This window comes from Nonomuraea sp. NPDC054003 (assembly GCF_055585125.1).
This window is the reverse complement of the sequence record NZ_JBVJKR010000010.1, coordinates 341,351-363,805: the sequence shown is the minus strand read 5'-3', so window position 1 is coordinate 363,805 and position 22,455 is coordinate 341,351. Positions and strand designations below refer to the sequence as shown.

The 22,455-nt window shown below is 69.9% G+C and carries 18 protein-coding genes; 11 read left to right on the top strand and 7 right to left on the bottom strand.

Annotation, left to right across the window (positions count from 1 at the left end):
• Positions 1–1,599 (top strand): glycoside hydrolase family 18 protein (locus ACZ6YG_RS27320; protein ID WP_466019569.1); only part of this gene is annotated, 1,599 nt, incomplete at its 5' end.
• Positions 1,600–1,646: 47 nt separating this feature from the next.
• Here ACZ6YG_RS27320 and ACZ6YG_RS27315 read toward each other — a convergent pair.
• Both ACZ6YG_RS27315 and ACZ6YG_RS27310 read right to left on the bottom strand, forming a co-directional pair.
• Positions 1,647–2,408, bottom strand: coding sequence for a glycoside hydrolase family 16 protein (locus ACZ6YG_RS27315; RefSeq protein ID WP_466019568.1), 762 nt, complete (start codon positions 2,406–2,408; stop codon positions 1,647–1,649).
• Between the two features lie 14 nt (positions 2,409–2,422).
• Entirely contained in the window at positions 2,423–4,222 is a 1,800-nt protein-coding gene (locus ACZ6YG_RS27310) for an ABC transporter ATP-binding protein (RefSeq protein ID WP_466019567.1), read from the bottom strand.
• 452 nt (positions 4,223–4,674) lie between these two features.
• Here ACZ6YG_RS27310 and ACZ6YG_RS27305 point away from each other — a divergent pair, with 452 nt between their 5' ends.
• Together ACZ6YG_RS27305 and ACZ6YG_RS27300 are read left to right on the top strand one after the other, a co-directional pair.
• Positions 4,675–5,196: a GNAT family N-acetyltransferase gene (locus ACZ6YG_RS27305; protein WP_187281495.1), complete on the top strand. Its 522-nt coding sequence runs from the start codon at positions 4,675–4,677 to the stop codon at positions 5,194–5,196.
• 160 nt (positions 5,197–5,356) lie between these two features.
• The gene (locus ACZ6YG_RS27300) at positions 5,357–6,514 is read left to right on the top strand and encodes an FxsB family cyclophane-forming radical SAM/SPASM peptide maturase (RefSeq protein WP_466019566.1); all 1,158 of its coding nucleotides are present in this window, start codon (positions 5,357–5,359) and stop codon (positions 6,512–6,514) included.
• Here ACZ6YG_RS27300 and fxsT read toward each other — a convergent pair.
• The gene (fxsT, locus tag ACZ6YG_RS27295) at positions 6,511–8,988 is read right to left on the bottom strand and encodes an FxSxx-COOH system tetratricopeptide repeat protein (protein ID WP_397196085.1); all 2,478 of its coding nucleotides are present in this window, start codon (positions 8,986–8,988) and stop codon (positions 6,511–6,513) included. The genes ACZ6YG_RS27300 and fxsT overlap by 4 nt on opposite strands.
• 581 nt (positions 8,989–9,569) lie before the next feature.
• Between fxsT and ACZ6YG_RS27290 the strand changes: the two genes are divergently transcribed.
• On the top strand, positions 9,570–11,174 hold the full coding sequence (locus tag ACZ6YG_RS27290) for a tetratricopeptide repeat protein (protein ID WP_466019565.1): 1,605 nt from the start codon (positions 9,570–9,572) through the stop codon (positions 11,172–11,174).
• Here ACZ6YG_RS27290 and ACZ6YG_RS27285 read toward each other — a convergent pair.
• Both ACZ6YG_RS27285 and ACZ6YG_RS27280 read right to left on the bottom strand, forming a co-directional pair.
• Complete coding sequence (locus ACZ6YG_RS27285) at positions 11,089–12,978, bottom strand: MFS transporter (RefSeq protein ID WP_466019564.1); 1,890 nt, start codon at positions 12,976–12,978, stop codon at positions 11,089–11,091. The two genes, ACZ6YG_RS27290 and ACZ6YG_RS27285, sit on opposite strands and share 86 nt — an antisense overlap.
• Positions 12,979–13,253: 275 nt before the next feature.
• Positions 13,254–14,402 (bottom strand): MFS transporter, encoded by a 1,149-nt coding sequence (locus ACZ6YG_RS27280; protein WP_466019563.1) that lies wholly within the window; start codon positions 14,400–14,402, stop codon positions 13,254–13,256.
• A gap of 178 nt (positions 14,403–14,580) precedes the next feature.
• Here ACZ6YG_RS27280 and ACZ6YG_RS27275 point away from each other — a divergent pair, with 178 nt between their 5' ends.
• Both ACZ6YG_RS27275 and ACZ6YG_RS27270 read left to right on the top strand, forming a co-directional pair.
• Positions 14,581–16,452, top strand: a complete 1,872-nt coding sequence (locus tag ACZ6YG_RS27275) for a SpoIIE family protein phosphatase (RefSeq protein WP_466019562.1) — start codon at positions 14,581–14,583, stop codon at positions 16,450–16,452.
• Positions 16,445–16,840 (top strand): ATP-binding protein, encoded by a 396-nt coding sequence (locus ACZ6YG_RS27270; RefSeq protein ID WP_219542935.1) that lies wholly within the window; start codon positions 16,445–16,447, stop codon positions 16,838–16,840. Before ACZ6YG_RS27275 ends, ACZ6YG_RS27270 begins: the two co-directional genes overlap by 8 nt.
• Before the next feature lie 12 nt (positions 16,841–16,852).
• On the opposite strand, the gene ACZ6YG_RS27265 is transcribed toward ACZ6YG_RS27270, so the two are convergent.
• Positions 16,853–17,443 (bottom strand): hypothetical protein, encoded by a 591-nt coding sequence (locus tag ACZ6YG_RS27265; protein WP_466019561.1) that lies wholly within the window; start codon positions 17,441–17,443, stop codon positions 16,853–16,855.
• On the bottom strand, positions 17,440–18,030 hold the full coding sequence (locus ACZ6YG_RS27260; protein WP_364229450.1) for an RNA polymerase sigma factor: 591 nt from the start codon (positions 18,028–18,030) through the stop codon (positions 17,440–17,442). The genes ACZ6YG_RS27265 and ACZ6YG_RS27260 overlap by 4 nt, the downstream gene beginning before the upstream one ends.
• A gap of 104 nt (positions 18,031–18,134) precedes the next feature.
• Here ACZ6YG_RS27260 and ACZ6YG_RS27255 point away from each other — a divergent pair, with 104 nt between their 5' ends.
• The 5 genes from ACZ6YG_RS27255 (at position 18,135) to ACZ6YG_RS27235 (ending at position 22,455) form a co-directional block, all read left to right on the top strand.
• Complete coding sequence (locus ACZ6YG_RS27255; RefSeq protein WP_219542932.1) at positions 18,135–18,692, top strand: NADPH-dependent FMN reductase; 558 nt, start codon at positions 18,135–18,137, stop codon at positions 18,690–18,692.
• Between the two features lie 10 nt (positions 18,693–18,702).
• Positions 18,703–19,677, top strand: a complete 975-nt coding sequence (locus ACZ6YG_RS27250) for an ATP-binding cassette domain-containing protein (RefSeq protein WP_466019560.1) — start codon at positions 18,703–18,705, stop codon at positions 19,675–19,677.
• The gene (locus ACZ6YG_RS27245; protein WP_148035395.1) at positions 19,674–20,513 is read left to right on the top strand and encodes an ABC transporter permease; all 840 of its coding nucleotides are present in this window, start codon (positions 19,674–19,676) and stop codon (positions 20,511–20,513) included. The genes ACZ6YG_RS27250 and ACZ6YG_RS27245 overlap by 4 nt, the downstream gene beginning before the upstream one ends.
• 78 nt (positions 20,514–20,591) lie before the next feature.
• A complete protein-coding gene (locus ACZ6YG_RS27240) occupies positions 20,592–21,548 on the top strand; it encodes a D-2-hydroxyacid dehydrogenase (RefSeq protein ID WP_466019559.1) in 957 nt (318 codons plus the stop codon).
• A 4-nt stretch (positions 21,549–21,552) separates the two neighbouring features.
• Positions 21,553–22,455, top strand: coding sequence for an alpha/beta fold hydrolase (locus tag ACZ6YG_RS27235; RefSeq protein ID WP_466019558.1), 903 nt, complete (start codon positions 21,553–21,555; stop codon positions 22,453–22,455).

Genomic DNA, 22,455 nt, shown 5'->3' with positions numbered 1-22,455 from the left:
AACGTCGGCGTCACCGGCTACGAGGTCTACCGAGGCTCCACCCTCGTCACCACCGTCACCGGCACCACCCACACCGACACCGGCCTGAACGCCGACACCGGCTACACCTACACCGTCCGCGCCCGCGACGCCGCCGGCAACCGCTCCGCCGCCAGCGCCGCCGTCACCGCCAGAACCTCCACCGGAGGCGGCAACGACACGCAGGCCCCCTCGGTGCCCGGCAACCTGCGCTCCACCGGCGTGACCAGCGCCAGCATCTCCCTCGCCTGGAACGCCTCCACCGACAACGTCGGCGTCACCGGCTACGAGGTCTACCGAGGCTCCACCCTCGTCACCACCGTCACCGGCACCACCCACACCGACACCGGCCTGAACGCCGACACCAGCTACACCTACACCGTCCGCGCCCGCGACGCCGCCGGCAACCGCTCCGCCGCCAGCGCCGCCGTCACCGCCAGAACCTCCACCGGAGGCGGCGGAGGCGGGGACAAGGTCCTCGGCTACTTCGTCAACTGGGGCGTCTACCAGCGGAACTACCACGTCAAGAACATCGACACCAGCGGCTCGGCGGCCAAGCTCACGCACATCAACTACGCCTTCGCCGACGCGCGGAACGGCGGCTGCGCGCTGACCGACACCTACGCCGACTACGACCGCTTCTACAGCGCGGCCGAGAGCGTGGACGGCGTCGCCGACACCTGGGACACCGGAGCCCTGCGCGGCAACTTCAACCAGCTGCGCAAGCTCAAGCAGAAGCACCCGCACATCAAGGTGCTGCTCTCGGTCGGCGGCTGGACCCTGTCCGGCGGCTTCGGCCAGGCGGCCCGGAACCCCGCCGCGTTCGCCGAGTCCTGCTACCGCCTGGTCGAGGACCCGCGCTGGGCGGACGTCTTCGACGGCATCGACATCGACTGGGAGTACCCGAACGCCTGCGGCCTGACCTGCGACACCAGCGGCCCGGCCGCGTTCCGGAACCTGATGCAGGCGCTGCGCGCCCGGTTCGGCTCCGCCAACCTGGTGACCGCCGCGATCACCGCCGACGGCACCAACGGCGGCAAGATCGACGCCGCCGACTACGCGGGCGCCGCCCAGTACGTCGACTGGTACAACGTCATGACCTACGACTACTTCGGCGCCTTCGCGGCGCAGGGCCCGACCGCCCCGCACTCGCCGCTCACCTCCTACAACGGGATCCCGACGGCCGGGTTCTACTCCGACGCCGCGATCCAGAAGCTGAAGAGCAAGGGCATCCCGTCGAGCAAGCTGCTGCTCGGCATCGGCTTCTACGGCCGCGGCTGGACCGGCGTCTCCCAGGCCGCCCCCGGCGGCACCGCCTCCGGCGCGGCTCCGGGCACCTACGAGGCGGGCATCGAGGACTACAAGGTGCTCAAGACCCGCTGCCCCGCCACCGGCACCGTCGCGGGCACCGCGTACGCGCACTGCGGCAACCAGTGGTGGAGCTACGACACGCCGGCCACGATCGGCGGCAAGATGGGCTACTCGAAGAACCAGGGCCTCGGCGGCGCGTTCTTCTGGGAGCTCAGCGGTGACACGACCAACGGGGAACTGATCACCGCGATGCGGAACGCCCTGCGCTGACCCGCTGACAGGTGAAGGGCCGGCCCGGCGATCCGGGGCCGGCCCATTCACGTCCGCCGGTAACCGCGCACGTGATCGACGGTGAACTCCTTCGGGTACGGGCCGCTTTCGGGCCCGGGGAACTCGTAGACGTTGAGCATGAGCTGCATCGGATAGGCCGGTGACTGGCGGACCGTCCTGATGTGCTCGCCGTCCACGAAGAAGGACACGCGGTCAGGCGTCCACTCCGCCGCGTAGGTGTGGAAGTCGCGGGCGTCGATGGGCAGCCTCTCGCGGGTGAAGTCGTCGGTGATGGCGGGGTCGCCGAACGGGTGCACGCCCATGCCGACGCCCGTCGAGTCCGGGCCGACGTCGCGGCCGAAGATCTCGCAGACGCAGATCTCGGCCGAGCGCTCCGGAGCGTCCTCGTATCCGATCATCCAGAGCGCGCACATGGCGCGCGGGTCGTCGGTGACCTTGGCCCGCATCTCGATCAGCCCGTAATGAGGGGTGTAGAGGCGGACGTTCGCCTGGGCCTCGCGGACCACGGCGGCGCCGCGCCCGTGCTGGCCGACCGAGCTGCCGACCGGGCCCGCGAACACGCCGGTCTGCAGCGACGAAACGCGCAGGCCGCCCTCCAGCTCGGGGCTCCACGGCGGCTGGTCCTCCTCGATCAGCAGCCGCAGCCGCCCGCCGCCGGTGCGGTAACGGGCCGGCGAGCGGTCGCCGGTGGTCCACTGCGGCAGGTAGCGCGCCACCCACCTGCGCGCGTCCAGCTCGTCGTCGTCGAAGGTGTCTTCGAACTCCAGCTCGTACCCGTCCTCACGCACCAGCACACGGTACGTCAGCGGACCGACATATCAGTGCCGGAGGCCCACCGCCTGAACTTGATCGGGCTGCGCGGCGCCACGGGCTCCAGGTCGATCACCCGGGCGTCCTCAGGGACGTGCCGCAGGTCGTGGGTGATCATGATGGTGGTGCGGCCCGTCATCAGCCGGCGCAGCGGCTCCATCACGCGGGCGACCGTGGCCTCGTCCAGCCCGGTCATGGGCTCGTCCAGCACCAGCACCGGGGCGTCGCGCAGGATCGCCCTGGCGATCGCCAGCCGCTGCCGCTGCCCGCCCGACAGCAGCCTGCCGCGCTGGCCCACCGCGCTGTCGTAGCCGTGCGGCAGGCTTCGCACGAAGTCGTGCACCCCGGCCAGCACGGCGGCCTTGATCACCTCGTCGGTCGAGGCGTCCGGCCGCCCGTAGGCGATGTTGTCGCGTACCGACCCCGAGAACAGCAGCGTCTCCTGGTGCAGGATCGTGATGTTGTCGCGCAGCGACTCCGTGGTCAGATCCCGGATGTCCGAACCGTCCAGCAGCACGCGCCCCGACTCCGGGTCGTAGAACCGCAGCAGCAGCTTGGCCAGCGTCGACTTGCCCGCGCCGCTCGGCCCGGTGAACACGACCAGCTCGCCGGGCTCGACGGCGAACGAGAGGTCCACCAGCGTGGGCCGCCTGCGACCCGGATAGGTGAAGGTGACGCCGTCGAACGCGATCCTGCCTCGGCTGCGGCCCGGCAGCGGCTTCGCGTCCTCCCGGTCGGTCACCGCGGGCCGCACCTTGAGCACCTCGATGACCCGGTCGGAACCGGCGGCCGCCTCCGACACGGTGAGCGCGATCTCCCCCAGGTTCTGCACCGCCGGGTAGAGCATGGCCAGGTACGCGGCGAAGGCCAGCAGCCCGCCGAGCGTGAGCCGGCCCGTGGTGATCTCCCAGGCGCCCACGCCGAGTATGACGATCAGGCAGACGGTCTCCAGCACCTGCATCAGCGGCCCGTACACGCCCGAGAGCCACGCCTGCCGCAGGTTCGCGTACAGCCAGCGGCGTCCCGCGCGGTGCAGCCGCCGCGACTCGGTCTCCTCACGGTTGTACGCGTGCACCAGCGCCTGGTTCGCCAGGCCCTCCTCGATGACGCTGTTCATGTCGCCGTTGCTGGCCCGCTCGCTGGCCGAGGCCGTCCGGAACCGGGACGCGAACACCTTCGAGGCGATCAGGAAGGCCGGGAACAGCGCGATCGTGATCAGCGCCAGGTCCCAGCGGATGAGGAACGCCGCCCCCGCGAAGAAGATGGCACTCGTCACCGTCGTCAGCAGCTTGACCAGCCCCGAGCCCATCAGCTCCTGGATGGCCGCGATGTCGTCGGTCAGCCGCGCCATCAGGTCGCCCAGGCGGCGGTTCTCGGCGAAGTCCGGCGACAGCTTCTGCAGGTGCGCGAACACCCGGTCACGCAGCCGCAGCAGGAACCTCTCGGCTCCCACCGCCGTCGCGTACGCGCCCCCGATCGACGCCACGGCCGCCACGGCCGCCAGCCCCAGCCAGGCGAACGCCGGCGTCCAGAACGACGTCATGTCGCGGGTGGCGAGCACCTCGTCGGTGATGTAGCCGAACAACCGGATCGCGGCCACCTCACAGAGGGAGGCCAGCACCGCGAAGAGCACCCCGGCTGCGAAGAACCACCGCAGCCCACGGGTATCGGGCCAGAATTCACGAAATGTCCGGCGCAACGTCACCGTCGGCGCCAGCATCCCCCGCTCGCCCCGATCGGAGAATTGGAGGGAGAGCCGACGGGTAACCCGCCGGCCCTCCCGACTTCCCACTACCAACACCACCACCTACGGCAGCATCGGTTGCAGCGACAGCCGCCGCAGCACCTACGCCTTCTGCAGCAGCCTCGCCTTCCGCATCCACTCGTCAGAGCCATTTCTGCCTCCCCCGATCGGATTCGAACCGTCTTTTTCGGACGGTAGCACCGATATACCCAGGAATCCCCCCAAACACATCTGTCGAAAGAGACTTTGACTTCTCTCCGGCATCAGGAATAGTCGTGCTCTATTTCCGGCAAATCCTTCACAAAAGTCGTCCAGTTCGCCTACATACGATCTTGAAAGACCGGAAATTCCCGACCTCGATTTCCGGGACACCACTTCTCAGGCCCTTCAAGGCACGCCATGCCTGTGGACAAACATGCCGCCGGTCAAGGATCACCCTCGCTCCGACCGAGAACGCTTCCCCCTAGGCTGGACACGTGCCCGTTGAGCGACATCTCCGCGTGAAACTACGCAGAGTAGCGCATGAGGACCGGAACGAGTTCGTTTCCCTGGCGCACATCAGCACCAGCGTCCACCGACTGTGGATAACCACTCCGACCACTCCCGACGCCTTCGACCGCTACCTGCGCCGCTTCGACGGGGTCACATCCATCGGCCACGTGGTGCGCCTCACCCGCGCGGACACCCTGGTCGGCTTCGTCAACCTCAACGGGATCGGCGAGCACGGAGCCATGATCGGCTTCGGCACCTTCGCCCCCGCCATGGGGAAGGGCTACATGCGAGAAGGGCTGGAGCTCGCGCTCCGCTTCGCGTTCACCGACCTCCGGCTCCCCCGCGTCGAAGCCGACGTGCAACCGTCCAACATCGCCTCTGCCCGGCTGCTCAAGGCCGCCGGATTCACCCTGCGCGCCGGCGTCTCGACCCAGATCCATGTCGGTGGAGCCTGGCGGTTGCACGAACGGTGGTCCATCAGCCGGGAGGCTTTCTTCGACGCTGACGCCCAAAGTCGTACCGAAAGCTGACCTTTTGTGCACGTTTGCCGGTGCTTAAACTCGGGCATGCCGCAGCGGGACGAATCGGGGCACACCTTGAATTCGCCTTTCCGGGGAGCTGGTCGGCTTGCGAGAAGCCCATGGTCCGGACATCGAGTCACCGCTATCCGCGTGGCCGTCAGGCCTCGATGTGGCGGGACTCCTGGAATCCGGATGGCGGCCCACTCCTTTCCGCCAGTTCATTCTCAAGCTACACAGCCGCTGCAATCTCGCATGCGACTACTGCTACATGTACGAGATGGCCGATCAGAGCTGGCGGAGCATGCCGCGCCGCATGTCCAAGGCCGTCATCGACCGGACAGCCGTACGGATCGCGCACCACGCCGCCGCTCACGGGCTCGCCCGCGTCGAGGTCATCCTCCACGGCGGCGAGCCGTTGCTGGCCGGCGTGGACCACATCGACTACGCGGTGACCGCCCTGCGGTCCGCCCTGCCGCCCGAGGTCGATCTGATCGTCCATGTGCAGACGAACGGCGTGCTCCTCAACGAGGCGTTCCTCGACCTGTTCCGCAAGCTGGACGTCCGCGTAGGAGTCAGCGTCGACGGCGATGAGCAGGCACACGATCGGCACCGGCGACGGGGGAACGGCAGAGGCACCTACGCGGAGGTCCGGCGCGGGTTGCGGCTCCTCACCGCCGACGAGTACCGGCATCTTTTCAGCGGCCTGCTATGTACGGTGGACCTGGAGAACGACCCTCTCAGCACCTACGAGTCCTTGCTGGAGTTCCAGCCGCCGGTGGTGGACTTCCTCCTTCCACACGGCAACTGGGACGAACCACCGCCGAACTGGTCAGACTCCCGCACCCCCTACGGTGACTGGCTCATCACCATCTTCGACCGCTGGTGCGCCACCTCTCCGCGGAGGACCCGGATCAGGCTGTTCAGCGAGATCATCCGGCTGTTGTGCGGCCGGCATTCGCGCAGTGAGACCATCGGCCTGTCCCCCGTGGCGGTGGTGGTCGTGGAGACGAACGGGGCCATCGAACAGGTGGACACGCTCAAGTCGGCCTACGACGGCGCGGCGGGAACGCTGCTGCACGTCCTGCGCGACTCGTTCGACACGGCGCTTCTCCTCCCCGCGATCGCGGCCCGCCAGATCGGCGAACAGGCGCTCTCGCACGAGTGCCTCTCCTGCGAGATCGTCCGGACCTGCGGCGGCGGACTTTACCCGCACCGCTACCGTACGGGCACCGGGTTCCGCAACAGGTCCGTCTACTGCGGGGACCTGTATCGGCTGGTCACGCACATCCGCGGCAGAGTCGCCAGCACCGCCGGCAGCCTTCCCTAGACCGGCGGCGGGTCGAAGTCCCAGTCGAGATGGCGGCCTTCACCGGCCACGATGGTGTCCGGATGTTCCTCTCCCAGCGTTCGGTGGTACCGCTCCATGGTGGCGCTGGACAGGCGCTGCCCTTCCTCGGTCTCACCCGCTCTGATCAGGTCCACCGAGAGGTTCGCCGCCGCGGCGAGCGTGGTGGGGTGATTCTCGCCGAGCAACTCGGTGAGTCTCCGGTACGTGTCCAGGCCCAGGGCGCACGCCTGGTCCAGATCGTCGAGAGCGGCATAGTCGCTGGCCAGGTTCACGGCGATGGACAGGGCATAGTGGTGACCGCGGGACAGCTTGCTCTCCACGCCCTTGAGCGCCTTCTCGTTCAGCTCGCGCGCTTCCTTGGGCTGTCCCAGCACGCGGTACAGGAGTGCGACGTTGCTGGCGCACCCGTGGTTGTACGGGTGATCGGGCCCGTAGACGCCGGGATACCGCCGTGCCGTGTCGCGGGCCAGATCGAAGGCCTTCTCCGGCTGCCCGTTGGCACGCAGCGCGTTGGCCAGGCAGGTGGCGGCGGCCAGCGTCCAGGGCGAGTCGAGACCGTACACGCGCATGTATCTGGCGTGCGTGTCCTCGGCGAGTTCGAGGGCCTCCTCCCGGTCGCCGGCCCGCATGAGCGCGATGGCCAGTTCTTTCTGCGCCAGCAGGATCCGGGGGTGATCGGCGTCGAAGTACTCCCGCCCGTAGCCCAGCGCCTCGGTGCCGACGTCGCAGGCTTCCTGGTAGTCGCCGCACTGGCGCACCGCCCGGCCGAGGCCCGTCCACAGGTTGAGCAACGTCACCCTGTTCAGGGCCTGGCCCTCGGCCTGTGCTCTGGTGAGCGCTTCCTTCAGCAGGTCACGCGACCTTTGGTATTCGCTCATGAGGGCGAGGTCGAGAGCCAGGTTGTTGACCGCACGGAAAGTGAGCAGGTCCTGCTCGCCCAGCACCTGACGGTGGAGGCGCACGGAGTCCTCGTCGTGCTCCCGCGCCTCCCCGAACTCGCCCTGGGCGCGCAGGTCCGCGCCGATGCCGTTGAGCAGGATCAGGACGTCGGGATGTGCCTCGCCGAGCTCGTCGCGCATGGTCGCGAGCGTCCCTTTGTCCACATCGAAGGCAGCCTGGAACTGGCCGAGCTCGCGCAGCAGATTTCCTCTGATGCGCTGGGCGCGCAGCACGTGCAGGTCCCGCTCTCCCGAGTCGGCGGTCCACCGCTCCAGGAAGATCTCCAGATGTTGATCGAGCGCTTGATGGTTTCCGGAGGCGCTCAAGTACGTCAGCACGTTGAGCGCGAAGTCGCGGACGTCGGATCGGGTGCTCTCCTCCACCTTCGCCGGCCGGATGTGGGGAAGAAGCGCTTCGTACCGCGGCCAGTTCGCCGTGTCCGCCGGGTCCTGCGGCGCGGCCCCGATCAGCAGGGAGTGCACCTCTTCGCGGATCTCCTCCTGGACAGCGGGATCGAGTTCCTCCCGGAGCAGGGCCTGGATGAGTCTGTGCACCTGCAAGGTCCGATGCTCGTTGGCCTCCGCCTCGATCCGTACGAGCGCGTACTTGCCGAGGCGCCCGATCGCCTTGCCCAACCGGATGGGATCGGCCAGCAGCGTCGTCGTCCCTTGCCGGATCGGGCCCTTGACCGGGTAGAAGACGGCACGAGGAATGGGCTCGGGTCCGAAGAACGCGCAGGTCCGCAGCAGCTCCATCGCTTCGGGCAGATATTCCTTGAGCTTGGCGACCGAGAGCTCCCATGCCGCCGTCATCGAATGCGGGTACTCGGTGGGCCTGCCCTCGCTCAGCAGGCGGCTGGTGCGCTCTTCGAGGAGGCGCAGGTATTCGCGGGCCAGCATGCCGGTCTCGGTCTGGAGGGCGGCGGCCTGCTCCAGGGCCAGCGGAAGGTCGCCCAGCGCCTCCGACAGCCGGTCGGCGTCCTCGTCGCTGATGGCCCGGCGCATGCGCTTCTTGAAGAACTCCATGCTCTCCGCGCGCGGGAACACGTCCACGGCGACCGTGTCCACGACGCTCTCCCAGGTGTGGTTGCGGGAGGTGATGAGCACGTGCCCCGGGCCTTGCGGCATCACCTCCTGGAGGTCTGCCGGCTCGTCCGCGTTGTCGAAGATGAGCAGCCATCGGGAGTACGGGTCGCCGCGGCGCAGGGCTTCGAGCACCGCGTTGGACGAGTCCTCGATGCCGGTGGTGGTGGGGCCGGGGACGCCGAGTCTCGGGGCGAGTTGCGCCAGGGTCGCCCGGACGAGCCCGGGTTGGTCGGCGGGAATCCACCAGACGAGGTCGTAGTTCTCCCGGAAGCGATGGGCGTATTCGATGGCCATCTGGGTTTTCCCCACACCGCCGAGCCCGTGCAGCGCGTGGGGCACGACCGCGGCGGTGTCCTGATCGACGATGCCGTTGCGTAACCGGGTCAGCAGGCCGTCGCGGCCGGTGAAATTCTTGTTCCTGGGTGGCACTTTCCATACTGCCGGAGAATCGATCGCTCGCCGCGCAGTGGGCCGCGGTACGTCGGGCATTCCCTCCGCCTTCCATCCGCTTGCCTCGCCCACGGCGGAACCTGCCGCGGACATGGAGTGTGAAACAAAGACGATAGCCGCTGCAACAGGGATCGACCAGGTCCGGACGGATACATCGGCCACAATTATGGAGATCCGATTTCGCGTGGAGTAGGCAGGATGTCGAATGTGTGATAGGTCCATGATGAGCACCCCCGCGCCACTGACCCCCTGGAGGAGCGTGCCGATGCGATGCCCTGCCGCAGGACGACAGGACGATGTGGTGGACCTGGCTACGCTCAACGAAGAGATACGCGAGCTCCTCTCCTCTGACGCGTCCAAGGAGGAGGTGTATGCCGGATTCGACAACGTCGTCCCCACCGCCTATTGATCCGGCCGTAAAAGCCGGTTGTGCCGTCCTTTAATCGTGGTGGGCGGAGCGCCGATGGCTTCGCTAGGCTACCCTGCTTTTGAAGGTATGGAGAGGCACGCCGTCCGACGAATAGTCGCGCCTCACGAGTCCTCGGCATGCAAGGTCTGCCATGACAGCGATTTCCGCACCACAAGACAACCCCTTCATCGGGGCCCGGCCCTATGACACCGGCGAGAACAGTCTTTTCCTTGGGCGGAATGCCGAGATTCGCGATCTCGCGAGCTTGTGGAAAGACAATCGTCTGACGATCCTGCATTCGGCGTCCGGTGCCGGCAAGACGTCGTTGTTACGAGCGGGCGTCATCCCGGAGCTGCGAAAACACGACAAGCGACCGCTCCCCGTGGGCCGGACCCCGTCTACCCGCGTCTGGCCCACAGCCGCCCTCCCCCAGCACAATCCTTACCTGGTCGGCTTGCTGTCCTCCTGGGAGCCGGGCGAGATGCCCGCACGGCTGACAGGGCTGTCGCTCCTCGACTACTTACGGCGGCGGGAGATCAGGGACGGCCACGGTGTCCCCACCCTGGTCGCCATCGATCAGGCGGAAACCTTCCTGCGGCCTCCCACCCGGCACGAGCAGCATGCGCGACGCTTCATGGAGGAACTCTTCGAGACCGTCGAAGAACTGCCCCGCCTCCATCTGCTCCTGTCCGTCCGTACGGAGCATCTGGACGAGTTGTCGCGCCTGGTGAAGGCTTCGGGAATCGCCGAACCGGCGGAGTTCGAGCTGCGGCCCTTCTCTCCCGAGACCGCCGCCGACGTGGTGGGGCAGCTGGTGGTCACCCGGGGGCACCGGCCTGACCAGCACCACATCGTCAGCGTTCTGGACGAGCTCAGAACGATCCGGGACGAAGGCGACCTGATCCGCAACAGGTTGCCCACCGTGGATCCCGCCCTTCTCCAGGTCGTCGGCTCGCACTTCTGGGGCGACCCCGCCCCGGTTCCCACCGCGGGTGACGTCGACGCGGCCTTGCTGGAGTTCTGCGCGAGCACACTGGCCGAGGTCGCGGCCGATCTCGGGATCCTCCCTCGTACGCTCGACACCTGGATGCGGGGCGCCGACCCGGCGACAGGTGAGATCAGCGGGCCGGCCCTGCACGCGCCGGTGGTCCACGCGCTCGAAGACCGCTACCTGGTCAGGGAGGGCGCACGCGTCCACGCCCGGCTCCTCGCCCCGATGCGGCGACTCGACCTCTCGCTCTGGCCCGCTGTCTCCAGGAACCCCCGCGACCGGCTGTCCGCCGCCGTCGAAGCCGGGTTCGCCGGCGAGTTCGACCGGGCGGGCAAGCTGTTGCAGGACGTCGCACGCACGTGTCCGCCGGGAGCTACGCGCACTCGCGCGGAGATGGAGTCCCTACTGGGAAATCTCGCGGCCACGCAGGATCTCCTGCCGGAGGCGGAGCGCCACTACGAAACCGCGGCAGGGCTCTATGAGGTGCTGCGCGACAACAGCGCCGTCAGCTGGTCGCTCGCGGCCCTCGGCCGCATCGCACTGCGACAGGGCAAGCGAGCCTGCGCCATCGAAGAGCTCCGCGCGGCGGTGAGCCGTGCCCCGCACGATCTCACCGTCCACACGAGTCTGGGCGAGGTCCTCTGGAAGGCGGGCCAGCCCCGGGCCGCTCTGTCCGTGCTCAGCGGCGTCGTCGACCGGGAGGCGGACGTGCCGGGCGCCCGCCGGCTCCGGCACGCGATCCTCGCCGATCTCGAGAAGGGGTGAGCCGTCCCCCCTTGTCTCGTCCTGGCCCTGTACGTCCGGGAGGTAAGTCGTGTTCGCGGCGGCGACCGATACCGCTCTTGTCGCGCTGATCACGGGTGCGAGCGCAGTCCTGGCCGCGTTCACCGGCGCGGGCTGGTCGGTGGTGACCGAGAGAGCCAAGGCCAAGCACGCGAGAAGGGCCGCTGAGGAGCAGCGCGACGTGGAACGGCGGGACGCTCGCGCCCGCGAGACCTGGGACGCCTACTACAAGACTCAGGCGGCCGTACTGGGGCTGGGACTGTCCGTCGGCATCTCGCTGGACATGCGAGCGTCCAGCAACGCCCGGCTGGACGGCGAAGATCTCCCCACCCAGCTGCGGCTGGTCCGGGCCGAATATCTGGCCGCCACGGTGGCGATCGAGCGACTCTGGCCGCTGTGCCCGCCCTCCAGCCACGACAACCTGCGCATGCTGAGCGACGAGGTCAGCACAGCCTTCGGGTACGCGCGCGGTGTCTCGCAGCAGCAAGTAACGGCGACAGAAGTGGAGAAGGCCCTTCAGGAGCGCCTTCGCGCGTTGGGTGACGACCTCTCGCGCGACGGTCACCTTCGGGAGTGACCACATCAGGGTGAACCCCATGGCCAGGATCGCGACCACCGCCGCCACGGTGATCAGCGCGTCCCGGATGCCCAGACCTGCGATGACATACCCGCTGGCCAGCGCGCCCAGGGGGACCGCCCCACCGGAGAGGAACCGACCGATGCCGGTCACTCTGCCGAGCAACTTCTCGGGCACGTTGGACGCTTGGTAGAGAGCGAGAGCGACGTTGAGCTGCGCCCCGAAGAAGCCGATTCCCCCCTGAGCCAGGGGAAGCATCACCGCGATGGACATCATCGGGTTGCCCTCGGCGAACGGGAGGACCAGGGTCGCGCCCAGCCAGCACCACACGCTGACGATGATCATCAGCTGCGGACGATTGCGCCAGCGCAGGATACGAGAGGCGAGCGCCGAGCCGAGGACGCCGCCCAGCCCTGACGCGGCGACCAGCAGGTAGATGACGAGGTTGGACAGCCGCCGCTCGTATGCCAGCAGGACGAGAACCAGGGCCAGCGTCTGGAAGAAGAAGTTGGCCAGCGCGCAGACGACCAATGTCGTGGCCAGAAAACGGTCCTTACGGACGAAGGCGAAGCCTTCTCCCAGATCACGGGCGAAGACGGCTCTGCTCATCGCCTGCTTCTGCCTCGGGACCTGCCGTTTCCGCTTCCGGATGCCGCGCAGGAGCATCATCGCGAGGGCCGAGGTCACGAACTCCACGATGAAGGGCAGACTGCGGTGCAGCTCGAAAAGGTAGAGACCAAGGGGGCGGCCCAGCAGCGTGGCCACATGGGTGCGGCCCTCGTTGCGCCCCATAGCGGTATGGAGCTCGGAATTCGGCACCAACCGGGGAACGACCGCCGTCTCTGCCGTACTGAAGAATACGACACAAACGCCTTGGAAAAGCACGATTACCAACAAAATAGCCGCTACGCCATCAAGCAGGAACAGTGCCGCCACCAGTGAGCCCGCGAGGAAGACCCGCATAAGCGTGCTGACGGACATCACGCGGAACCGGTCCCAGCGATCGACCAGAACCCCGACCGGCAGAAGCAGCAGGATCCTCGGTAGCGTGGCAGCTGCAGTGACCCAGCCCGCGAAAATCGTCGAGCCCGTCAGCGAGAGCGCGAGGAGAGGCGCTGTCAGGATGGTGGTCGTGTTGCCCAACTGGGCAACCGCTGAACCGGTCCAGAGCAGCGAGAAATCACGTTTCCACCCGCCGCCACCTGCCAACGTAAGTCTCCTCGGTCACCTCCGTGTCCTCCATCGCCTCTTAGACTCAAGTTTGCGACAAAGTGAACGCGGTGCGTGGCGTACGGCATTCACCCCTTACTGCCATCGCTTGACGTCGTAATAACACTTCCTCATGCGGCGTGGTTCTATGTCTGGTTTGCCATGATTTGGCCATTAGCGCACGACCTCTCAACCCAGATATTCCACGCCGGGTGGGTCAGCCTATCGCGACCGAATCACCGTCTCGACCGCATGGTGGTACTTACGAAAAGCAATCACGCCTTCTCGTTCCCCACGGAAACCGCCTTCGAGTTCCCAGCCGCCAGCACCGTAACCGCCGCCAGCCCCGCCAGCCCCGCCCCCGCCACGTAAGGCAGCGCCACTCCCGCGTCGAACAGCACCCCCGCGCCCGCCGGTCCCACGATCCTGGCGAAGGCGCTCGCCGACTGGCCGGCGCCCAGGCGGGCGCCGCGGCGGTCCGGAGGGCCCGCCGCCGCGAGGAGGCTGGCCACGGTGGGGGTGACCAGGCCGTTCCCGGCCGACAGGACGCACACGGCCAGCACGCACAGCCAGGCGGGGCCCGCGGGGACGACCGGCAGGCAGGCCGCCATCACCACCGCCCCGGCCGCCGCCACCCTGGCATCGCCCCACCGTCTGGCCAGCAGCGTGACCGGCCCCGCCTGGACGGCCGCCATGGAGAGGCCGGCGGCGGCCATGGCCAGGCCGATCGCCTCGGGCCCCCAGCCGTACCTGTCCCTGCCGAGGAAGGCGAGCGTGGTCTCCATGCCGACGAACGCCGCCATGGTCAGGAAGCCCGTCCCGGACAGGAGCAGCACGCCGGTCCCCGGTGCGCCGGTGCGGCCGGGGGCGGCAAGGCGTCCGGGCGGCTCGGGGAGCAGGAACCAGGCCGCGACCAGGTTGGCGGCGGCGAGCGCCGCGGCGGCGTACGCGGAGGCCTGGAAGCCCCACGGGGCGAGCACCGCCCCCAGCGCGGGGCCGGCCACGAACGCGGTGCCGATGGCCATGCCGAGCCGCGCCATCGCGGCCGTGCGGCGTTCCTCCGGCACGGCGTCGGCGAGGTACGCCTGGGCGACCGAGATGCTGCCGCCGAAGGCCCCGGCCAGCGCCCTGGCGGCGATGAGCCAGCCCAGCGACGTGGCCGCGCCGGACAGGGCCAGCGACAGGGCGGAGCCGGCGAGGGCCAGCAGCAGGACGGGGCGCCGCCCGTACAGGTCGGAGAGGCGGCCGAGCAGGGGCGCCGCCAGGAACTGCGCGACCGAGTAGGCCGTCACCGTGAACCCGTACAGGATGCCGGTGGCGCCCAGGTCGGCGGCGAAGAACGGCAGCGACGGCAGGATCACCGTGAACCCCAGCAGGTCGATGAAGACCGTCAGGACGATCACGAGCTGGACCGGCCGCCGCATCGGCACTCCAAGGAGGTGGGTCTCTGTTCGGCGTGTCATGCTACAAGCCGTCGTGGCCGGTCCCCGTGACAGGACTGAGGCGGCCGATACGCTGGCGGCCCCTTCTTACGGGTGATAGACAGCGTTATGCCGGGACAAAGGAGCAGGCCGCCGTCCGGCCGGGTCGGGTGGCCGTGACATGGACGGTCCTGAACAACCGATGGAGCCCTCGCAGAACTACTTCGACCGCCTGGCCGACCTCGACGCGCGGCTGGGGCGGGTTCGCGGCGATCACGCGCTGGCGCTGGAACGGGCCGCCGGGATCCTCGCCGGGCGCACGTCGTGCCGCATCGCCGAGGCGCACGCGTACCTGCGCGGGCTCGCCGCCGACCAGGGGCGCGACGTGTCCGAGCTGGCCGCCGAGGTGGTGGCGGCGTTGGAGGGGCACTCCGAGGATGGCCCCGAGCGGCTGCGCGCCATCGTGGCGTCGGCGCTGCGGCCGCTGCGGCAGCCGCCGCAGACGGGCGACTGGGCGCGCGTCGCCCAGCAGGTCCTGGACGGCGTGGCCGGCAACCACACGGTGCTGATGCCGGTGCGCGCCGAGGACGGGAGCGTCGAGGACTACCTGTTCATGGCGGCGGGCCCGGAGCTGGTGGACATCTCGGGACGGCGCGGCTCGGAGATCGTCGGCCTGCGGCTCAGCGAGGTCTACCCGACGCTCGTGGGCGGCCCCGTGTGGGACGCGTGGGAGCGGTGTCTCGCCGACGGGATGCCGCGCCAGGTCGGCCCCATCCCGTACGTGAGCGTGGCGGCGCGGGCGCCGGCCGAGATGACCATCTCGGTGCAGATCAGGCCGGTGGGCCCCGGTGTGATCAACAGCTGGGTCAGGCACGACGTGCAGAGCCGGCTGGAGGAGCGCGCGGCGCAGACCGAGCGGCTGGGCAACCTCGGGTGGGGCGAGTGGGACCTGGTCACCGGCGAGGTGGACTGGTCGCCTGGCCTCTACCGCGTGTACGAGCGCGACCCCGCGAGCGGTCCGCTGCCCCGCGACGTGCTCGACACCCTCACGGTCGAGGAGGACATGCCGCTGCGGGCGCAGGCGGCCGAGGACTTCAGCAGGGGCAAGACCATCGACCTCACCTACCGGGTCAGGATCGGCGGCCGGGTCAAACACCTGCGCATGGTCGCCGACGCGGTGCGCGACGCCGAGGGCCGGCCGGCCAAGATCTTCGGCGTCATCCAGGACGTCACCGCGCGCGAGACCACCCGGGCCAAGCTGTCCAAGGTCGAGCAGGAGCTGCGCGAGCACCAGCGGAACCTGGAGGCCGAGCACCGGCTCGCCGTCACCCTCCAGCAGATCGTGCTGCCCATCCCGACCGAGCCGATCGACCTGCCGCGGCTGCGGGTGGCGGTCCGCTACCTGCCCGCCGTGCAGGCGGAGCGGGTCGGCGGCGACTGGTATCACGCGGCGCAGGCGGGCGACGGCAGCGTGGTGCTCGCCATCGGCGACGTCGCGGGTCACGGGGTGCGCGCGGCGGCCTGCATGGCGCAGCTCCGGCACGCGCTGGCGGCACTGGCCGTCACCACCACGAGCGAACCGGCCGAACTGCTCGGCCACCTCAACCGCCTGCTGTACATGGGAGGCACCGGGACGAGCACGGCCACCGCGGTGGTGGCCCGCTACCTGCCGGAGACCGGCGAGCTGCGCTGGGCGCAGGCCGGGCACCCGCCGCCGCTGCACAGCCGGGGCGGGCACACCATCGAGCTGGACCGCCCGGACGGCTCGGTGCTCGGCGCCGTGCCCGCCGCCGCCTACGGCACCGCCGCCGTCACCATCGCGCCGGGCGACCTGTTGCTGCTCTACACCGACGGCATGGTCGAGCGGCGGGACAAGACGCTGCGCGAGGGGCTCGCCCCCGTGATCGAGACCCTCGACAGGACCTTCACCCGGCGCAGCCGGCAGCCGGTCGCCGACGTGATAGCCCAGCTTCCCGACGCCAACCCGGAAGACGACACCTGTGTGCTCGCCGCCCGCCGGCTGCCCCTCTCCCCGGAAGGCGCCCATGGCTGAGGAGCTGGAGACGCTGCTCAGCCGCGACTTCGATCTGGAGTCCCTGATCAGCCTGCGCCGGGAGGTGGAACGGCACAGCGAGGAGGAGGGGCTGGCCGGGCTGGCGCTGTACCGGTTCGTGGTGGCGGTCAACGAGATCACCACCAACTCCGTACGGCACGGCGGCGGGCACGGCCGGCTGACCCTGTGGAAGGGCGCCGACCGGCTCTACTGCGAGGTCACCGACCGGGGCCGCGGCCTGCCCCCCGGCCGGGAGCGGGCGCAGCCGCCGCCGTCCACCAGCGCCAACGGCCGGGGCCTGCTGCTGGCCAGGCACGGCGCCAGCCGGCTCAGCATCCACAGCGACGGCGACGGCACCAGCGTCATGCTGGAGGTCACGTACACCTGAGCGAGGGCTCCGTCAGGAGTCGCCGAGCGGTGCGTCGCCGTCGACGAGGTCGCACGGCGCCACGGGACCGTCGGAGACCCGCGCCCAGATCGCCGCCACGACGTCGCCTGCCTCCGGGTTGTCGTTCACCGCGAACTCCAGCACGCCGGTCTGGCCGGGCTTGATCTGTGACGGGTCGATCTGGAAGCCGGTCGTCTCGATGGTGGGCGGGAAGACGGCGAGCGGGGCCTCCTCCTTCGACAGCCAGTTCTCGCCGCGCGGACGGGTGGCGCACTTCTTGCCGGCGGGCAGGTAGTCGACGACGATGTCGTGGCCCATCCCCCTCAGCTCGGCCTCCAGGGCCTCGGGGTCCTTGGCCTCGTTGATGGTGATGGTCACGGTGCCGTCGGGGTTCTCGGCCACCGCGTACGCGGGGGCACTGCCGAACAGCAGCGGGAGCGCCACCGCGGCCGCGGCGGCGAGGCCCAGCGCGGGGGCCAGCACGCCGGCGCGAGGCAGCTTGCGACGTGCCTTGGGCTGGTCCTGAAGAGAGGTCATCACGAACTCCTTGAGCAGTTGGTGACGGCCCTCGGGAAGGTCCCGTTCCTGCGGGAAGATGTTCATCGGGTGCTCTCCTTGACGGGCCGGACCGCGGTGCCGCGGTCACCATTCATCTGTCGTCGGGACAGGGCCAGTTCCAGCTTTTTCCTGGCCCGGGACAACCGGGATCTGACAGTGCCGATCGGGATGCCCAGCGCCTCGGCCGCCTCGGCGTAGTCGAGCCCGGCCCCCACGCACAGCAGCAGCACGTCCTGCTCGTGCGTGCGCAGGCGGCCGATCGCCTCGCGCACCTCGGCCAGCCGCTCCTGGTCGGCGAGCTGACCGACCAGCTCGTCGGCGAAATCGGGGACGGCGTCGGCACGGGGCATCCTGGCCATGACGTCCTCGTGGCGCCGCCTGGTTCGCCGCAGGTTGCGCGTCACGTGGGTGGCCACCCCGAGCAGCCAGGGCCGCAGTGAGCCCCCGTCCGGTGTGAGCCGCTCCCGTGACCGCCACGCCTCCAGGAAGGTCAGCGACACCACGTCCTCGGCCACCGACCAGTCGCCGGTCAGCCGCCAGGCGTGGTTGTAGACGCTTCTGGCGTACTGGTCGAAAAGCTCCTCGAACGCTCGTTGATCGCCGTCCCGTATGCGGGTCCGCATCACATCCATACGCCGTACTGTCCGGCAATCCCGGACGAGTTCCCTGCCCGCTAGATCCGATCTAGCGGGTTTCTCGCGCCTCACAGGTGACGGCGGCGAGAGAGGAGAAGGCGATGCTGGGCGTCTCGGTGATCCTGGGCAGCACCCGGGACGGCCGCGCCTGCGACACGGTCGGCCGGTGGTTCGCCGGGCTGGCCCGCGGGCGCGCCGATGTCGCGGTCGAGGTGCTCGACCTGGCCGGGTACGCGTTCCCCGGCAGCTATCCGGGGACGGCGACCCCCGCCATGCGGGAGTTCACCGCGGCGGTGGGGAGCGCGGACGCGTTCGTGGTCGTCACCCCGGAGTACCACCGCAGCTTCCCCGCCCCGCTCAAGCAGGCGATCGACTACGCCTACGACGAGTGGCACGCCAAGCCGGTGGGCTTCGTCTCCTACGGCTGCGGCTCGACCGGTTTCTACGCCGTCGAGCAGCTCCGCACCGTCTTCGGCGCCCTGCACGCCGTCACCGTCCGCGACTGGGTCGGGCTCGACCTGCTCGCCGACGCCGACGGTGACGGGTGCCCCCGCGACACCGACGGCAGGCTCCGCGCCGTCGCCACCATGCTCGACCAGCTGACCTGGTGGGGCCGCGCGCTGCGGGACGCGCGCCTCGCCCATCCGTACGTCTCTTGAGAGGAAGCCCATGAACGAGCCGGCGATTCGGCTATCGAAACTGGTGAAGGTCTTCGGCGAGACCCGCGCCGTGGACGGACTCGACCTGGAGGTGCCGGCCGGCGCCGTGTACGGGGTCCTCGGACCCAACGGGGCCGGCAAGACCACCGCCGTACGCATGATCGCCACGCTGCTGCGGCCCGACGGCGGCGAGGCCACCGTGTTCGGGCACGACGTGGTGCGCGAGGCAGACGCGGTCCGTTCCCGCGTCAGCCTGACCGGACAGTACGCGTCGGTCGACGAGGAGATGACCGGGGCGGAGAACCTCATCCTGCTGTCCCGGCTGCTCGGCCACCGCAAGCCCGCGGCCAGGGACAGGGCGGCCGAGCTGCTGGAGGCGTTCGGGCTGACGGACGCCGCCGGGCGGCAGGTCAAGACGTACTCCGGCGGCATGCGGCGGCGGCTCGACATCGCCGCCAGCATCCTCAGCACCCCGGACCTGCTCGTCCTCGACGAGCCCACCACCGGGCTCGACCCGCGCAGCCGCAACCAGGTGTGGGACATCGTGCGCGTCGTCGTCGCGCACGGCACCACGGTGCTGCTCACCACCCAGTATCTGGAGGAGGCCGACCGGCTCGCGTCCAGGATCGCGGTCATCGACCACGGCCGGTTGATCGCGGAAGGCACCCCGGGCGAGCTGAAGTCGTCCGTCGGCGCGGGCTCCGTGCACGTGCGGCTGCGCGACGCCGCCGACCGCCCGGAGGCCGAGCGGCTGCTCGCCGAGGCCCTGGACGCGCCCGTCCACCTGGAGGCCGACCCGGTCGCGCTGACCGCGCGCATCGGCGACGGCCGGGACGAGGTCGCCGCGGCGCAGGCCTCGGCCGCGCTGGCCCGGCTCGCCGGGGCGGGCATCGTCGTCGACGACTTCTCCCTCGGCCAGCCCAGTCTGGACGAGGTCTTCCTGGCACTCACCGACCACCCCGCCACCGAGGAGGCAGCGGCATGACCACCACCGCGGAGACCACCGCCTACGTTCCCACCCCCGGCATGCTCTCCTCGGTCCTGGCGCCGGCGACCAGGCCGCCCCGGCCGAGCGCGCTGTCGGCGTCGGTCACGTTCGGCTGGCGGGCGATGCTGAAGATCAAGCACGTGCCCGAGCAGCTCTTCGACGTGACCGCGTTCCCGATCATGATGACACTGATGTTCACGTACCTGTTCGGCGGGGCGCTGGCCGGCTCGCCGACCGAGTATCTGCAGTTCCTGCTGCCGGGCATCATGGTGACGAGCGTCGTGATGATCACCATGTACACCGGTGTCGAGGTGAACAAGGACATCGAGAAGGGCGTCTTCGACCGGTTCCGCACCCTGCCGATCTGGCGGCCGTCGACCATGGTCGGCTACCTGCTGGGCGACATGCTGCGCTACGTCATGGCCTCGGTGGTCATCCTCTGCGTCGGCCTGGTCATGGGCTTCCGTCCGGAGGGCGGTTTCGTGGGGGTGATCGCCGGGATCGCGCTGCTGCTCGTCTTCTCGTTCGCGTTCTCGTGGGTGTGGACGATGTTCGGGCTGCTGCTGCGCAGCGAGAAGTCGGTGATGGGGGTCAGCATGCTGGTGCTGTTCCCGCTCACGTTCCTCAGCAACGTGTACGTGGACCCGTCGACGATGCCGGGCTGGCTGCAGTCCTTCGTGAACGTCAACCCGATCACCCTGCTGGTCTCGGCGGTCCGCTCCCTGATGGGCGGCGCCCCCGACACGGGCGCCGTCACCGGGGTGCTGGTGGCCTCCGCCCTCTTCGTCGCCGTCTTCGGCGCCCTGACCATGAGGCTCTACAACCGCAAGTGACCACCCGCACGGCCCGGCCCTCTTCCAAGGGTCGGGTCTTTTCTTTTATTATAGTAATGATTCGACGTTAGGAGTGGTATGCGGGCGGGCAGGATCGGCACGGTGCACTGCTACGGCAGGTTCGCCGTGGACGCCGTGTCCCGGGCGGGAGCCGTGCTCGGGGACCGTGAGGTGGTGGCCTGCCGCACGCCGGAGAGCTTCCTCGCCGAGCTCGACCGGGTGGAAGCCGTGCTGGGGCTGGGGATGCGGGTGCCCGACTGGTCCGTAGCCCGCCGGCTGCGGCTGATCCACCTCGTGGGCTCGGGGGCCGACAGCATCCTCCCGGCGGCCGGGCTGTCGCCGGACGTGCGGGTGGCCGCCGCCAAGGGGCTGTCCGCGCCGGCGATGGCCGAGTTCGCCGTGGCCATGCTCCTCGCGCTGGCCAAGCGGCTGCCCGAGGTGCTGGCCAGCCAGCGGTCGCGGGCGTGGGAGCCGCATCATCCCGTCGTCCTGTCGGGAGGGACCCTCCTGGTGGCGGGGGCGGGGCCGGTGGGGCGCGAGGTGGCCCGCCGCGCCAAGGCGCTGGGCATGGACGTGATCGGGGTGCGCAACGGCCCGGACCCGGTGCCGGAGTTCGACGAGACGCATCCCGCCGGGCGCTTCGCCGAGCTGGCCGGGCGGGCCGACGCCATCGTCCTGGCCGTCCCGGCGACCCCGCTGACCCGCCACCTGCTGGACGGGAAGGTCCTGGACCGGTGCCGGCCGTCGTGCCTGATCGTCAACGTGTCGCGCGGCGAGGTGGTGGACGAGCGCGAGCTGGCCGCCCGGCTGCGCGCGGGCTCGATCGGCGGCGCCGCGCTCGACGTGTTCGAGAAGGAGCCGTTGCCGCCCGTCAGCCCGCTGTGGGACGCGCCCGGCGCCATCCTCACCCCGCACGTCTCGTGGAGCTCGCCCGGCTACGGCAGGCAGGTGGTCGAGCTGTTCGCCCGCAACCTGGAGCGGGTCGAGCGGGGCGAACCGGTGGTCAACCCGGTCGACCTGGCGCGCGGATACTGAGCCCATGATCCCCTCCTGGTTCCGCGACGCGCTCGCCCATCCGGTCGACACCGGCGAGGTGACCGTCGCCGGCGTGCCCATCCGCTACCGGGCCTGGGGCGCGGCGGGACGCCCCGGCATCGTGTTCGTGCACGGCGGCGCGGCCCACAGCAGGTGGTGGGACCACATCGCGCCGCTGTACGCCGGCGGCCACCGGGCCGTCGCCCTCGACCTGTCCGGGCACGGCGACAGCGGCCACGCCCCGCGCTACGGCCACGACACCTGGGCCGAACAGGTGCTGGCGGTCGCGGCCGACGCCGGGATCACGGGCGCGCCGGTGCTGGTCGGGCACAGCATGGGCGGGCTGGTCTGCCTCCGCGCGGCTCTCTCGTACGGGCCCGAACTCGGCGGCGTGGTCAGCGTGGACTCGGTCCTGCGCGAGGAGGCCGACACCCCGGCGCACGTGGCGCGGCGGCAGGAGGCGCTGCGGCGGCCGCGCCTCTACCCGACCAGGGAGGAGGCGGTGGCGCGTTTCCATCCGATCCCGGAGGTCGGGCGGGCGCACCGGTTCGTCGTCGACCATCTCGCCGAGACCTCCGTCAGGGCCGTCGAGGGCGGCTGGACGTGGAAGTTCGACCCGCTCCTGTTCGGCCAGCCCAGGCTCACCATGGAAGAGCTGTTCCCGCCGGACTGCCCGGTCGCGCTCATGAGGGCCGGTGACGGGCTGCCGCCGCCGGAGATGACCGCCGCCATGCACCGGCGGCTGGGCGTCTCGCTGCCGGTCATCGAGATCGCCGACTGCGGCCACCACGTCATGCTCGACCAGCCGCTGTCCTTCGTCGCCGCGCTGGACGGGGTGTTCGCGGGCTGGGGCCTCTCGACGACGCCCGCCGGACGACTCACTCCCAGGACCGACCAGGAAGCGTGA